The organism is Fodinibius sp. Rm-B-1B1-1, assembly GCF_038594945.1.
In the GTDB taxonomy this organism is placed as follows: domain Bacteria; phylum Bacteroidota; class Rhodothermia; order Balneolales; family Balneolaceae; genus Fodinibius; species Fodinibius alkaliphilus.
Genome location: NZ_JBCFYD010000002.1, coordinates 1,470,536 through 1,484,546, shown reverse-complemented (window position 1 = coordinate 1,484,546; position 14,011 = coordinate 1,470,536). Strand labels below are relative to the sequence as shown.

The 14,011-nt window shown below is 41.2% G+C and carries 15 protein-coding genes; 7 read left to right on the top strand and 8 right to left on the bottom strand.

Translation table 11 applies throughout. The features are described from left to right. Positions 1–24 precede the first annotated feature (24 nt). From AAFH98_RS13740 to AAFH98_RS13730, 3 genes are all read right to left on the bottom strand, one after another. Positions 25–1,164, bottom strand: coding sequence for a cystathionine gamma-synthase (locus AAFH98_RS13740; RefSeq protein WP_342523347.1), 1,140 nt, complete (start codon positions 1,162–1,164; stop codon positions 25–27). A 12-nt stretch (positions 1,165–1,176) separates the two neighbouring features. Next, a complete protein-coding gene (locus AAFH98_RS13735; protein WP_342523346.1) occupies positions 1,177–2,364 on the bottom strand; it encodes a tetratricopeptide repeat protein in 1,188 nt (395 codons plus the stop codon). Positions 2,365–2,434: 70 nt separating this feature from the next. Next, on the bottom strand, positions 2,435–3,763 hold the full coding sequence (locus AAFH98_RS13730) for a tetratricopeptide repeat protein (RefSeq protein WP_342523345.1): 1,329 nt from the start codon (positions 3,761–3,763) through the stop codon (positions 2,435–2,437). Between the two features lie 156 nt (positions 3,764–3,919). On the opposite strand from AAFH98_RS13730, the gene AAFH98_RS13725 reads away from it, so the two are divergent. Both AAFH98_RS13725 and AAFH98_RS13720 read left to right on the top strand, forming a co-directional pair. After that, positions 3,920–4,723, top strand: a complete 804-nt coding sequence (locus AAFH98_RS13725; protein WP_342523344.1) for an alpha/beta fold hydrolase — start codon at positions 3,920–3,922, stop codon at positions 4,721–4,723. A gap of 6 nt (positions 4,724–4,729) precedes the next feature. After that, a complete protein-coding gene (locus AAFH98_RS13720) occupies positions 4,730–5,107 on the top strand; it encodes a RidA family protein (protein ID WP_342523343.1) in 378 nt (125 codons plus the stop codon). Positions 5,108–5,160: 53 nt separating this feature from the next. On the opposite strand, the gene AAFH98_RS13715 is transcribed toward AAFH98_RS13720, so the two are convergent. The 4 genes from AAFH98_RS13715 to rplU form a co-directional block, all read right to left on the bottom strand. After that, complete coding sequence (locus AAFH98_RS13715; protein ID WP_342523342.1) at positions 5,161–7,104, bottom strand: M23 family metallopeptidase; 1,944 nt, start codon at positions 7,102–7,104, stop codon at positions 5,161–5,163. A gap of 3 nt (positions 7,105–7,107) precedes the next feature. Further along, positions 7,108–7,764, bottom strand: a complete 657-nt coding sequence (locus tag AAFH98_RS13710; RefSeq protein ID WP_342523341.1) for a fumarylacetoacetate hydrolase family protein — start codon at positions 7,762–7,764, stop codon at positions 7,108–7,110. 70 nt (positions 7,765–7,834) lie between these two features. Next, complete coding sequence (gene rpmA / locus AAFH98_RS13705) at positions 7,835–8,092, bottom strand: 50S ribosomal protein L27 (protein ID WP_342523340.1); 258 nt, start codon at positions 8,090–8,092, stop codon at positions 7,835–7,837. Between the two features lie 20 nt (positions 8,093–8,112). Continuing rightward, entirely contained in the window at positions 8,113–8,628 is a 516-nt protein-coding gene (gene rplU / locus AAFH98_RS13700; RefSeq protein ID WP_342523339.1) for a 50S ribosomal protein L21, read from the bottom strand. A 154-nt stretch (positions 8,629–8,782) separates the two neighbouring features. Between rplU and AAFH98_RS13695 the strand changes: the two genes are divergently transcribed. Next, complete coding sequence (locus AAFH98_RS13695) at positions 8,783–8,989, top strand: hypothetical protein (RefSeq protein ID WP_342523338.1); 207 nt, start codon at positions 8,783–8,785, stop codon at positions 8,987–8,989. 24 nt (positions 8,990–9,013) lie between these two features. Continuing rightward, the gene (locus tag AAFH98_RS13690; protein ID WP_342523337.1) at positions 9,014–11,086 is read left to right on the top strand and encodes a peptidylprolyl isomerase; all 2,073 of its coding nucleotides are present in this window, start codon (positions 9,014–9,016) and stop codon (positions 11,084–11,086) included. A 4-nt stretch (positions 11,087–11,090) separates the two neighbouring features. On the opposite strand, the gene AAFH98_RS13685 is transcribed toward AAFH98_RS13690, so the two are convergent. Continuing rightward, the gene (locus AAFH98_RS13685) at positions 11,091–11,711 is read right to left on the bottom strand and encodes a Dph6-related ATP pyrophosphatase (protein ID WP_342523336.1); all 621 of its coding nucleotides are present in this window, start codon (positions 11,709–11,711) and stop codon (positions 11,091–11,093) included. Between the two features lie 144 nt (positions 11,712–11,855). On the opposite strand from AAFH98_RS13685, the gene AAFH98_RS13680 reads away from it, so the two are divergent. The 3 genes from AAFH98_RS13680 to AAFH98_RS13670 are packed head-to-tail and all read left to right on the top strand — an operon-like array spanning position 11,856 to position 14,009. Continuing rightward, positions 11,856–13,064 carry a 2'-deoxycytidine 5'-triphosphate deaminase gene (locus tag AAFH98_RS13680; RefSeq protein ID WP_342523335.1) on the top strand — a complete coding sequence of 403 codons (1,209 nt, stop codon included), beginning with the start codon at positions 11,856–11,858 and terminating at the stop codon, positions 13,062–13,064. A 16-nt stretch (positions 13,065–13,080) separates the two neighbouring features. After that, entirely contained in the window at positions 13,081–13,302 is a 222-nt protein-coding gene (locus AAFH98_RS13675) for a hypothetical protein (RefSeq protein WP_342523334.1), read from the top strand. Further along, the gene (locus tag AAFH98_RS13670) at positions 13,302–14,009 is read left to right on the top strand and encodes an RsmE family RNA methyltransferase (protein WP_342523333.1); all 708 of its coding nucleotides are present in this window, start codon (positions 13,302–13,304) and stop codon (positions 14,007–14,009) included. The genes AAFH98_RS13675 and AAFH98_RS13670 overlap by 1 nt, the downstream gene beginning before the upstream one ends. The last annotated feature ends 2 nt before the right edge of the window (positions 14,010–14,011 follow it).

Genomic DNA, 14,011 nt, shown 5'->3' with positions numbered 1-14,011 from the left:
AAAATTTGTGTTGGATCTGGTGTATTATTCAAAAGCCAGATCCAAATCTTCAATAAGATCATCGGAATCTTCGATACCCACTGAAAGTCGAATTAAGGAATCTTTGAGCCCCGCTTTCTCTCGTACTTTCTTGGGGATCGAACCGTGTGTCATGGAGGCTGGGTGGCTAATCAATGATTCAACACCTCCAAGGCTTTCTGCCAGTGTAAATACTGTGGTCCGGCTCATAAATTCTTGTGCTTTTTCCATGGAATCATCCTTCAACGAAAAGGAAACCATTCCACCGAAATCGCTCATCTGTTTTTTTGCTATTTCATGCTGATTGTGACTTTCAAGTCCTGGATAGATAACTTCATCAACGTCGGGATGATTATCTAAGAACTCAGCTACCTTTTTAGCATTATCAACAGATTGTTGTACTCGTACCGAAAGAGTTTTAATTCCACGCAAAGTCAAGTAACAATCCATAGGGCCGGGCACTGCTCCTGTCGTTTTCACCTGGAATTGCAGCTGTTCCATAACCGCTTCGTTAGAAGTCGCTACAGCTCCACCGATAACATCAGAATGTCCCCCCAGATATTTTGTGGTTGAGTGGAGCACCATATCAGCTCCCAAATCAAGCGGCTGCTGTAGATAGGGAGAGGCAAATGTATTATCTACCAACGATAAAATATTTTGCTCTTGGGCAAAAGTAGTGAGCTCCTCTATATCAACTACCCGAAGGAGGGGATTAGTAGGCGTTTCTATCCAAAGTAATTTTGCATCGTCTGTGGCTGCCTCTTTTACATTTTCAATGTCGGTCATATCCACAAAGGTAAAGTCAATGCCGTATGGAGCAAATACCTTTGTAAAAAGTCGATAGGTACCACCATAGAGATCGTTTGAAGCAATAATTTGATCACCGGGACGAAACATTTTGAGTACGGCATCCATCGCAGCACATCCACTGGCAAAGCATGCACATTCATCTGCATTTTCAAGCCCGGCAATAAGCTTTTCAAGAGCTGTTCGTGTAGGGTTTCCTACCCGAGCATAGTCGTATCCCTTATTAACATTAGGTGCTTCTTGAGCATATGTGGACGTTTGAAAAATCGGAGGCATAACGGCACCCGATGTTTCTTCCGGTTTTTGTCCCGCATGAATGGTTTTAGTATTGAATTTCATTGCTAAATACGATTAAAGATTAGCCTTAGCATTTTGTGCTTCCTCGTCCATTCCTAAAATAGAATATATCTTATATAACTGGTCCCAAAGTTTTTGATCCTGCTGGTTTTGCGTCGCAAGTCGTTCAAAAAATGGAATAGAAGCAGATAGATAATTAGTCATTTTTTCTTCTAACTGCTCTTGGTGTTCATCAGCTACCAAAGGTATAAGGTTTTGGTATCTCGAGGCAATATTATAGTAAAAATTAGCTGTTCGTTTTTGTACATCAGTATTTTCAGGATTCTCTTCAGCAAGTAGTTCAAATTGCTCCCGAGCTTTTTCTACCGTTGTAACAGCACTGTCAAATTGTGTTTCTTCGAGCGGGGTTCCATTTTCAAGAGCGGTAAAAATAGAATCCAGCTGAGATTTCCCCACAAAGAACAATTCCGTTCCTAATGTTTGAGCATAAATAATGTTTTGAGGTTCATTTTCAATAAGCTGATTGAGCAATACAATAGCTTGTTGGTGTTTACCCGCATTTATATATGCATTCGATAGCCCATGTAGTAAGTTTAAATTTTGGTCAGAAAAAGATTCCGCCTCTTCATAAACAGCAACAGCTTTATGAGGATCATCATTTTCCAAATACAAAAAGGCCAGTTGTTCCAATAGTTCAGCAGGAGGAGAGTCAATCTGTTTCTGTGCTTTTTCTAAAACCCCAATAGCTTTTTGAGACTGTTGATTTTTATATAAAGCGCGTGCTCTCATGGTATATGAATTAGCACTATCAGGGATGATAATTGTTGCGTTGTTAAAGTGGGCAGAAGCTCTTTCATAATCAGGTTTTTGGTCTGACTCACCCTGAAAAAATTTGACTCCTTCGTTATGTTCCAGGCTCCATGTTACATTGAGCAGATCCTTCACTTGATCAGCTGCTTCCGTTGAATCATTATATAATTGAAGCGCTTTTTCTAAAGCCTGTCGTGCATTGGTGTAAGGGGTAACGCGATTTGTAGGCAATTTCTGTTTTTTAGCAAGTTCCGTAAGGAGTTTACCCTTTTCGAAATGAAGATCAGGTTGATCAGGAGCCTCAGAAATCCTGCTTTCCAATGAGGAAACTTCTTGCTTAAGCTCCTTTTCGGTGAGCGTTTTATTCGAAGCAGATTGTGGGTTTGAAGATTGTAATGTAGAGCAACTAATAAAGAACCCGAATGCAAGCATAACGCTTGCAATTCGGGTGAAAGAGTGAATCATAAAAGTGTACGTAAATTGTTGAGTTAAGTGATTGAGCTTATTCGTTCATGCCGGCTTTTTCCATAGCATTTTGAGCTTTTTCATCCATACCAAGGAATGTGTAAATCTGGAATAAGCTTCTCCAGTAATTTTTATTTTCTGGATCAAGTTCTACAGCTTGTTCATAATAATCCATTGCCTGACGGATGTCTTTTTTACCCTGTTCGTCATATTTGGCAGCCTCTTCGTTATCTGAAGTTCTATTTCGCTTATCGAAAAGGGCTTTAGCACGATTTTGATAAATGACTCCTAATGTTTCGTAGGCAGCAGGATCATCAGGACGTATTTCCAGAGCTTTTTTGATTTCTTTCTCAGCACGGTTGGTAAGCTCTTCTTTTTCAGCTAACAGCTCTTCGTTTTGAGCACTGAGCTCATCAATTTGGCTTTTGATTTCTTCTTGTTTAGAAGAATTGGCTTTCTGGAGCTTTTTCTGCAATTCCATGATTTCCTGTGAATTCGTTCCCACAGAATCTTGCAGGCGTAGCGCCTGTTGATAAATTTGGGTACCCATAACTAAGCGGTACTGCGCATTGTCAGGGTCTTGGTCAACGAGTTTTTGGAGCGTTGCAATAGATTTTTCTGCTTGCCCTGCTCTGCCATAGGCATCAGCAAGATTGGTAACGATAGGTTCACTTTCCGGGAATCGTTCTTGGCCTCTTTCGAAAACCTCTACTACTTTTTTGTCGTTATCCAAATTGAAATAGTAGTTCCCCAGGTGCATATAATCAACAGTGTCAATTTCTGACTCAGAGATCATGCCCATATATTTTTCTTTCGCAGAAACAGCCTCTTCAAATTGCTGATTACGAGCAGCTATTTGCGCAAGTACGTTCCATGTGCTTGCACTGTCAGGTTGTACATTAGTTGCATTGCGAAGGTGAGCCAACGATTGTTCCATTGGATTTTCTACGGTGCTCATCACACTGTCATCAGTAGCAAGATCTACTCCACGCTGAAACTCATTTTGCCATATAGCCACTTTAACACCAGAAATATTTTCAATTTCTCCTGGTTTGTTTTCAGAAGTGTCGGCAACAGCTTTAGCTGTTTCAAAAGATTCGTTCATTTCTTTATAATAGTCGGCACGCTCGGCAGGATCTTCTTTTGACCCGGCAAGTTCGCCCAGCGCAACGGCCTTGTAATAATATCCCAGAGGATCGCCCGGAAATTGTTCGATTGATTTTTCCGCAGAAGCCACAGCAGCCTCAAAATCTTGACCTTTGAGGTTATTTTGGGCTTCTTCGACCATCGGATTTGAAGATCCACAGCCGATCAAAATCGCCGCGAGCAATGTTACAAGTAAATGTGGTAATTTTTTAATAAACATGGTTTTTTTATTGCTATAAATTCAATGTTATTAGAATATCCATTCGTGATTGCAGAAAGTAACTATATATAGCCCTTTCTGCAATATTAATGGTTAATTTTATTATATTGCGCACTTAAAAATAACTCACAGATAACTTACTTATTACCCAAATTTATGTTCGGCAAAAGCCTCTTCCAAAGTCATCAGCATAACGATTTTGAGTTTCTAAAAATTTCAAAGGGTACAGAGGATTCACCTGATCTTGTTTTTCTACACGGAATGTTTGGCGGACTTAGTAATTACGATGCCTTAGTTGACTATATAGATGACTATAACATTTATGTTCCCTCTATTCCACTGTATGATTTTAGTGTTCGACAGTTAAAGTTTACTAAAATGGCGAAGTGGCTGCATTCTTTCATGGAGGAAATGGATATTAAAAATCCGATTCTGCTGGGGAACTCCATGGGGGGGCATCTTGCTCTCGAATACACGGTCCAAAATCCTGATAATGTTGCTGCTTTAATTTTAACAGGAAGCTCGGGGTTACAGGAACGGGATTTTGGGTCCACGTTTCCACGGCGTAATGATCGTGATTATGTGCGTCAACAAGCCGCTATTACATTTTATGATGATGATTTTGTGACCGAAGAATTAATGGACGAGATTATGGAGGTTATTAATGACCGGGGAAATCTGTTAAATGTATTGGCTATTGCTCGAGAGACTCATGAGTATAGTATGGAAAAGTATTTGCCGGAAATTAAGCAGGATGTTCTACTTATTTGGGGAAAGCAAGACGAAATTACCCCGCCTGAGGTGGCCGAACAGTTTCATAAAGACTTGCCAAATTCGCGCTTAAAATGGATTGATGAATGTGGACATGCCCCAATGATGGAACACCCTAAAAAATTTGCTTTATATTTAAATGAATTTTTAGTCGAGCTTAAAAATAAAAACGCAACTTCAATACAATAATAGATTATGAAGAAAATTATTCATACTTCAAATGCACCCGAAGCGATAGGTCCTTACAGTCAGGCTGTTGTACACGATGGAATCGTGTATTGTTCAGGGCAAATCGGTTTGGATCCCGAAAGCATGGAATTTATAGGCGATGATGTGAGTTCGCAGGCAAAACAGGTAATGAAAAACCTAAAAGCGGTTTTGGAAGAGGCCGGCTCGGGGTTTGACAAGGTGATAAAGTGTAGCATTTTTCTTGATGATATGGATAACTTTGGAACCGTAAATGAAATTTACGGCGATTACTTTGAAAATGATCCACCCGCACGAGAAACGGTTGCCGTTAAGACATTACCTAAAAATTGTAAGGTTGAGATTGGTTGTACGGCACACCTATAAAGGATTAGAATAACAGTTTTTAGTGGGGAGGAGCTTCATAGCTTCTCCCTTTTTTATTTTCTACTGCTGTGCTTTAACTGGAAACGTTGTACTGATTTATTTCCCGCCTTATCCCAAACAGAAATATCGATCTTCATGGAATCAGTAGGACTAAAAGTTGGATGGTAATACACAAAACGATCTGACTCGGGTTCAAACTCTGCAATACCACGTACATTATTTACTGTTATGGTAGCATTATTATGATCGATACCTGATAGATCGTCAATAGCATTAATTAAGATAACCCACTTGCCATCGGGTCGTTGCCGAACTCTTGGATTTTCAACTTTGGGTGGTGTAGAATCTCTTTGTAGAACAAAGGTACCTAATGACTCGGTTTTACTGATAATGAACTTTTCAGAAAAGGAAGTGGGAACCCATTCCCATTCATTGTCTTCCTCATCCCAATGGTAAAAAGAAAGTTTAGTAGTATCACTAAGCGCAGAATCTCGGTTGATATAAAACGAGTATTCATCTTTAATCGGATACGCATTGGGAAGTATGCGAACGGAAACAGAGTCGGCAGTGTGATTTTCTATGCTCATACCAACAGATACGGTATCATAGAACGTATGTTGAGGGAAACGAGCAAATCCATCCTGATGTGAAGACGAAATGAACGTCTGCTTTTCGGGTACTAAACGATAGAATGAAATAGGCCCCACTCCCGGAATATTCATAAATGTTTGCTTGCTGTGGCGAAGGTCAAGGGCCATGCCACTATTATGAGCTATTAATGACTTTTGTTCAGTTATTCCCACCGTGATATGCTGAAATTGATCTTGTGAAAGGGTGACCCAGTTTGAAAACCAGTTCCAATCATTTGGGGAATGAACAATCTTAGTAGGGGTTACTCTTTTCTGATCATAAGAAGGTTGGGTAGCCTTATTCTGTTTCTTTTGAACTTGCAGTGTTAACTGTGCAGTCGAACTGTTACCATAAAAGTCCTCAGTTTCTATGGTAATTTTATGTTCCCCGGGAGGTAAATTTAAAATGCCCTTTTGGGAGTCTGTTTCATAAAAGGGGAGCGTATTTCCATCAGCAATATAGAGTCGTTGATATCCTTTGTTTTTTTTCTGTAAAAGGGGATATACCCGATCAATAAACATTTGGTCAGTTTCGTGATACGAAAAGCTATCCACTTTTGAGGAAAATAACTTATTTTCATCAACGATAAGTTTTAGTTTATAAACGGCATAGCTGTTATGGACACGATTGGCTTGGTCGAAGGTGTTAATTCCCAATCCAATAGGACCATCAACGGTTACGGTTCCAAAATCATAGGTATCGCCATTTAATTGAGCGCGTTTAGTGTAAATATTATTTTCTCCTTCAATAGAGGATTGGGGACTTAGTGGCTCTATTGAAATATCACGGATTTGAGGAGGAATATTATCGGTTACTGATAAATTAGTCAGCAGAGGATTAAAAGGCCGGTGATTGGGCGTTCGTAGTTCAAAATGCAAATGAGGGGGACCAATACCCGAAGCTCCGCTATATCCGATCAGATCACCTTGATTAACTTCTATTTTTTTCCAGTTTAAAAATTTCTTCATTTCAAACTGATACCCATTGGCAAAACGGGTTGAATCGGCCAGTTGCTGTAGTTGATTATTAAATGATAACAGATGTGCATATACTGAATATGAACCGTCATCATGTTTAAGATAGACTACCTTGCCATAGCCTCTTGGTCCAATAGCAATACGATCTACAGTACCATTGCGGGTGGCATAGACTTCATAGCCGCGACGTCCCCAGGTTTTAATATCCAAAGCGGCATGGAAGTGAGCTGAACGGGTTTCACCAAATGTTGAAGACAGGTGCGAGCTGGCTTTGGTAGGCCACAAATAGGTAGCGGCAGTAGGATCGAAATTCGTTGATTCTTGTGCCGTAGTTGTAGCTATACCAATACCCAGAAAAATGATTGCTGTAAATAGGATACGCGTATTCATGGATCAGCTTACTGTTACCGAAAGTGTTGCAAGTCCGTTGTTTAGAGAAGCCTTAATATTATCCTCTTTATGAATTGGAGAAACGCCCTTTGGAGTACCTGTCATAATCATATCACCGGGTTGCAACGTAAAGATAGTAGATAAATAATGAATGAGTTCTGCTACAGGAAAGATCATCAATTTGGTGTTATCTGACTGTCGAACTTCATCATTCACTGTAAGTCGCAAATCCAAGTCCTGTGGATTTGCGATCTTATCAGAAGAAACAAAACTGCTAAGCGGTGCAAACGTATCAAATCCTTTAGCCACCGACCAAGGGTGTCCATTTTCTTTTGCTTGCTGTTGGATGTCTCGTGCCGTTACGTCAATGCCTATGCCATACCCATCCACATAATCCAATGCGTTATCTTTGAGGATGTTTTTTCCTGCCTTCCCAATAGCTACCGTTAGTTCCACCTCGTGGTGAACGTTATTACTTGCTTTCGGGATATGAATTTCATCACCATCAAAGATGATGCTGCTGGTCGGTTTTAGAAAAACAAGGGGTTGACCGGGAACTTTATTGTTAAGTTCATGGGCATGTTCAACGTAGTTTCGACCAATGCAAAAGATGTTACGAAATTGCAAATGGGGAAGACCGGGGATATGTGTTTTTTTCATAGCGGTAGAATATAAAAAAAGCCTTGGTCTCGTGAGAAACCAAGGCTCAAAAAAATCCTAAAACTTATAATTAGGAAACAGGCTCAACACTCACGTATTTACGTCCACCGGAGCGAACGCGGAATGTAACCTGTCCTGCTGCTTTGGCAAAGAGCGTATCGTCGCCGCCGCGGCCTACATTTTCGCCGGGGTGGAACTTAGTGCCACGCTGACGTACAATAATGTGACCAGCTTTGACAACTTCTCCGCCATATTTCTTAACTCCAAGTCGCTTCGATATCGAATCGCGACCGTTCTTTGTAGATCCTTGTCCTTTCTTATGCGCCATAACTGTCTAAAATTTCTGAATTATCCTTCTTGCTTACTGTTCCAAGCATCCAAAACGGTAACCCGCTCTTCATCTTCGGGAACAAAACCTTTGAGGTCATCGAGATCCGTATTACGGATATGACTGATAGCCTCTTTGGCCGTCATATCAGTAGATACTGTTCCTTGGCTTTCAGAAGCCTCAGTATCGTCTGATTTTTTAGCTTTTTTCTTGCTCCCGCCTCCGGAAGTAGAAATGCTGTTAATTTCGATCTGTGACATCGGTTGACGGTGGCCGCGTTTAACGCGATATCCCTTGCGACGCTTTTTCTTGAATACCATGACTTTGTCGGATTTTACATTGTCCAACAATGTAGCTTCAACAGCAGCACCCTCTACAACAGGTTGACCTACCGTTACATTGCCGTCATCATTTGTAAGTAATACTTCGTCGAAAGTGAGCGTTTGATCTACTTCGTCACTTTGCTTGTCAACAAAAAGGACATCGCCTTCTGATACGCGATATTGATGTCCACCAATTTTTACTACTGCGTACATCTAATTCTTTAATTTATTGTTGTAAATTCTTTTGGCTACAGAATGCCAAATATAAGCTTTTCATTGCTGAAAGCAAAGCTAAAAATCTTATGAATTATAGTTGTTAAAATTGTATAATGGGCAATGAATTACATCCCAAAAGAAACCTATTGTTATGGATAAGAAATTACCTGATTTGCACGAGCAAGCATTCATGTTTAAAAACAGTAAGCGCTTTCAGCATGACGGCGGACGAGCATGGATTAAAGACTCTCAGCTGCACGAAGCTCGGAAAGATGGTAATGGGCGGCTGAAAACGGTTCGTGATAAAAAAGATCCCTCTCGCGTGGAAGAAGCAAAAGATCATAACCCTTCTGTATAATCTTTTATAACCCCATTTCCTCCGATGAAATATATCCGACTTCGAGCATGGTTTACTATTCTGATAATAATAGTCGGTGTTTTCCTTTTACTGTATTTTTCATCGAGTAGTTCAGGTTCCTTTCAAAGCGATACGCCTGTAACTGATTCACTGCTTAAAGCTTCATATCCGGATTTATATACAGTTATTCAAAAAAGGGATGCTGAACAGCTCAAGCCATTTTTATCTCATAAACATGATGGGGTTCGGGCCCAGGCGTGGCGAGCATTAGCAAATACACCGGTAGAAGATGATTCTTTATCTGAGTATATCGCTTTAGCCAAAGAGCAAAACACTGGTGTGGCATGGTTTGGGATAAGTCAGCACGCATTAAAAGATGAACATTTTCAAATACTCGAACAGGATTGGGAGGAACATCCAAAACAAAGAGCAGGGATCGCCCGTGTATTTGGTCAGCAAGGCAATCAACAAACGCTCACCTTTTTACTCGATCGGTATGACGATGTCGATGCCAAAACTGAATATCATTATGCGCTGGCGGTAGGGCGATTAATTGAGGCTTATGCAGCGGGGGGAGAAAACCGACAAATTCGTGTTATACAACATGCTTTTGATACCGAAAATTATGATGCTACAAAGGCTTTTTTGTATGGATGGTATCGGGGAGATGAAGCGAGGCTTTCTAATACGGCTCAAGACACATTATATAAGCGATGGCAATTGATGGGGACGGGTATGAGTCGCGATGTGGATCAGTTTGTTAATAAGATATTACCAGCCCGCACAACGTATGAAATGACCATTTTTTATAACGGGGAGCAAATGCTGGATAGCGAAGTTCAGTTGGCGTATGAGCTTGCTACTTCAATTGGAAAGATATCCTTCAACGATAACAATTTGTTAGCCGCCAAAATACTGTTGACCAATGAAAACCCACATGTGCAAAGTCGGACGCTACAGAGTTTGCAAGGGCGCCTGAAAGAGGATGGTGATTTGTATAGTTACGTTAGGGATGAAATACTTACCGATGACAATGTAGCTCATGAAGTTTGGCTTCAGGCAGTGCAGGATGTACAGTCGGTGGATGTCGACATTGTTAATGAATATAAGGAAAGGTTGCAGGCTATTGGAGAAGAGAATCCATATCTGTGGCCTCAGGTGTTAGCGGTCTATGAAAAAGTGGAATCGCCAGATAACTATTTGGATCGCATAGATCAATTAGTTGCTGGAGATGATACACGTTCGGCAATGTATGCATTGCAAGGTTTATCGGATGCTTCGTCGGGCTTGGAATGGACCCAAAATCAGGTTGATTCAATTCGAAATATCGTTTTTGAGGCCTTAGCACTTGGAGATCGAGGCGTACATTATATGGCTGCCCCTTTATTGGAAGATGAGAATTTGTTTAGTTCGGATGATTTCAATCAGATTAATAGCTCGTTATCTGCATTTTCACTTCCCGAAGATATTGAGGTTTACCAGGCATTCGGTTCGCTTTACAAGCAGCAGTTTGAAAAGCAGGCCAAACCTGTAATTGATTCATTAGCGTCATTAAACTATGTGCCGCTTAGTCAATCGTTAGCAAGTGCCGGCTGGGATGATGTTACGGTACCTGAAGAGTCACAGGCTGAATTTCGTTCGATTGACTGGGAACGGCTTTGGGAACTTGGGATGGAACCAACGATGCGATTGGTTACCGAGAAGGGACGTATCGACATCGAGTTAAATACCCTTTCGGCACCGGCAACGGTAGCGATGTTGGATAGTTTAAGCAGATCCGGTGCGTACGAAGATGTCCCATTTCATCGAGTCGTGCCCAATTTTGTTATTCAGGGTGGGGACATTGAGCGACAGGATGGCTTTGGAGGTCCAGATTTTGTGATACCGACAGAAGCCTCAGACAAAGAATTTGTGCGGGGGGCGGTGGGTATTGCCAGTGCCGGATCCGATACTGAGGGTAGTCAGTATTTTGTGATGCACCAGTGGATGCCGCATTTGAATGGCAATTACACTCGTTTTGGTCAGGTCATTGATGGGATGAAGATCGTGGATAGAATCACAGTCGGGGATAAGGTGCTTTCAGTATCCTGGCGTTGATTAATTATTTGCTTGGAGATATAATTGGCTGATCTTGGGGCTTTTCCGGCTCATGAAATAGGACTTTTGTATGGAATTCTCCTTGTTCACCCATGGGATCGATCTCATTTAGGCGTTGCAATTGGGAAACTAATTGTTGATTGAAAGTTTCACCAACTTTAAGCAATGAGGTATACTCTTGATTGACGGCACTTATTTCAATAGTAATCGGTTGTAAGAAAAGAATAGGAAGGAGGTTTTGAAGATTTTTCTCCCAAATAGGGAAGAGGCACGAAAATCCCATATTTCCAAAAACTTCTTCGCGCCAGTCTCGAATATCTTGCAAACACCAATCTCCAAAAATAAGGTTTTCAATAGAGGTATCTACGGTGTTAAGTGCTTTTTTTATTCTGTGCAGGTAAATATCGTTTGGGCACTCTGCAGGTAATCCAACAGTAAGTAGTTCCAGATGTAAATGGTTAGCTTGTTCTTTTATGTCAGCGATTGGAATATTTTGATGTGGAACCGTATCATCGGTTTCGTTAAAAGTAGTAAGCAGCATGAGGTCTGCTTTAGGATGAGATTCTCGAAAATAATGCAGGGCCAGGTAGGCATCTTTACCGCCGCTCCAAAAGAGAATATTCATTAGTTAAATAATTTGGATATGTGATTCGTAGATCTGAATTTTAGCGCGAATGACTCTGAATTCCGATAACTGAATTCCTATATTACGAGGCCTTTGTACAACCTCACTTTATATGTATTAACGTTTAATTTAAAATAATTTCTGATGAGCAGCGAAATTCAAAAAGTACACCTGCGCACGAAAGGTATTTTACCTGTCCAAAAATTACGTGTGTTGGCTGATGCAGGTATTATCTCTCATGCGGAGGGCTATCCGTTGGAGGATGATCAGTTTCAACCGAATTCTATTGATTTACGATTGGGAGAAAAAGCTTACCGGGTGCGATGCAGTTTTCTGCCCGAGGATGAATCGGTGAGCCAAAAGTTGGATAAGCTAAGTCAATATGAGTTTTCAATAACTGACGGGGCTATACTGGAACCCAACTGTGTGTACATTATTCCATTGCTCGAAGAATTGCATCTGCCGTCGCACATTTCGCCACAAAAAACGCTATTCAATGGCAGTGAGAACGGTATTGATTATCAAATTGTGTCTGGGGAACATCTGTCAGCCAAGGCGAATCCCAAAAGTACTACGGGGCGGCTGGATGTATTTACACGTGTGATCACGGATCATTCGCATCGATTCGAAGAAATACGATCGGGCTACAAGGGGGGATTGTATTTAGAGGTTGTACCCAAATCATTTCCTATTAAAGTGAAAACAGGCCATCGGCTAAACCAGTTACGGCTTCGGCATGGATATACGGTACTCAGCGATCAGGAAATTTTGCGTACTCACAGTTCTGATCCTATGCTTTTTACCGAAGGTGGTGATCCGGTTGATGTGGATGATATAAAAGTAAATAATGGACTGTTTTTGAGTGTGAATCTGCATGCCTCAGAGGGAAAGATTGTAGGATACAAGGCGAAGAAACATCGCGATTATATTGATCTGGATAATATTAATCATTACGAAGTTTCTGAATTTTGGGAACCGATTTATCATCAGCCCGATGATCACCTGATTTTAGAGCCGGAGGCCTTCTATATTTTTGCTTCCAAGGAGCGGTGTCGTATTCCAGAGTATTTGGCAGCGGAAATGATTGCCTATGACACAGGATCAGGAGAACTGCGTACTCATTATGCCGGATTTTTTGACAGCGGCTTTGGTGGACGGGTCCAGGATAAAGGAGCCCGTGCTGTGCTCGAAGTTCGCTCGCATGATGTGCCGTTCTTGATTGAAGATGGGCAAACATTCTGTAGTATGAAGTTTGAGCCTAATACTGAAGTGCCAGAGTTTGTATATGGAGAAGATATTAAAAGTAACTATCAGGGACAGGAACTCCGTTTAGGTAAGCATTTTAAGCAGTAGAGAGGTAGCCAATGTTATGGCTCAAAATAAGGTAACGAAGTGTATTTGCCACAATAAGTCGTTTGTTGAGGTTAGAAAGTATGCCGAGCAGCACGAGCTTTCGTCAGTAACCGAACTTCAAGACGATAATTTTTGCAGCAACAGTTGTGGATTATGTGAACCGTATGTTGAGGTTGTGTTACAGACTGGACAGACGGAGTTTTTACCAGGCGAACCTTTTCGCAAAAGTAATAAGTAATGAATATTTACTACGCTCCACCATCACAGATTAATAACGGTTTTGCCGAGCTTTTGGATCAGGAAGCTATCCATGCCTCGAAAGTGATGAGGGCTCGTGAGGGCGATTCTTTGACCATTGTTGATGGACAGGGTGGACGTTATGAGGGTACCATCGGTCGCATAACCAAGCAATCTGTGCAGGTTGAAATTACGGAACGGGAACATATTCGCCGGAAGTCGCCGCAGTTAATGTTAGGAATGGGAATTATCAAAAAAAGGGATCGTCTGGAGTTTGCCATTGAGAAAGCGATAGAACTTGGGGCTGCCCGGATTTGCTTGTTTCGAAGTGAACGAACGATTAAAGAAAATGTTCGAATGGACCGGTTGGAATCTATTGCAATTTCGGCGATGAAACAGAGTTTGCAGTCATATCTATGTGAGATTGATCTGTTTTACTCTCTTGATGAAATGCTGGATACCATCCAAGCTGATAACTTGTTAGTTGCCCATGAAAAAGTAGAGGCTTCAGGGGGTAAAATAGATTTTGAAAGTGTAAGATCTTCCCACCAAAATTTACTTTTGGTGGGACCTGAAGGTGGCTTTTCATCAGAAGAGATTGACGATGTAGTTAATAGGGGAGCAAGCTTGGTGTCTTTGGGTAGCAACAGGCTGCGAGCAGAAACTGCTGCAGTCGCATTTTTGAGCCAGTTTTTGACGCAATTCTGATT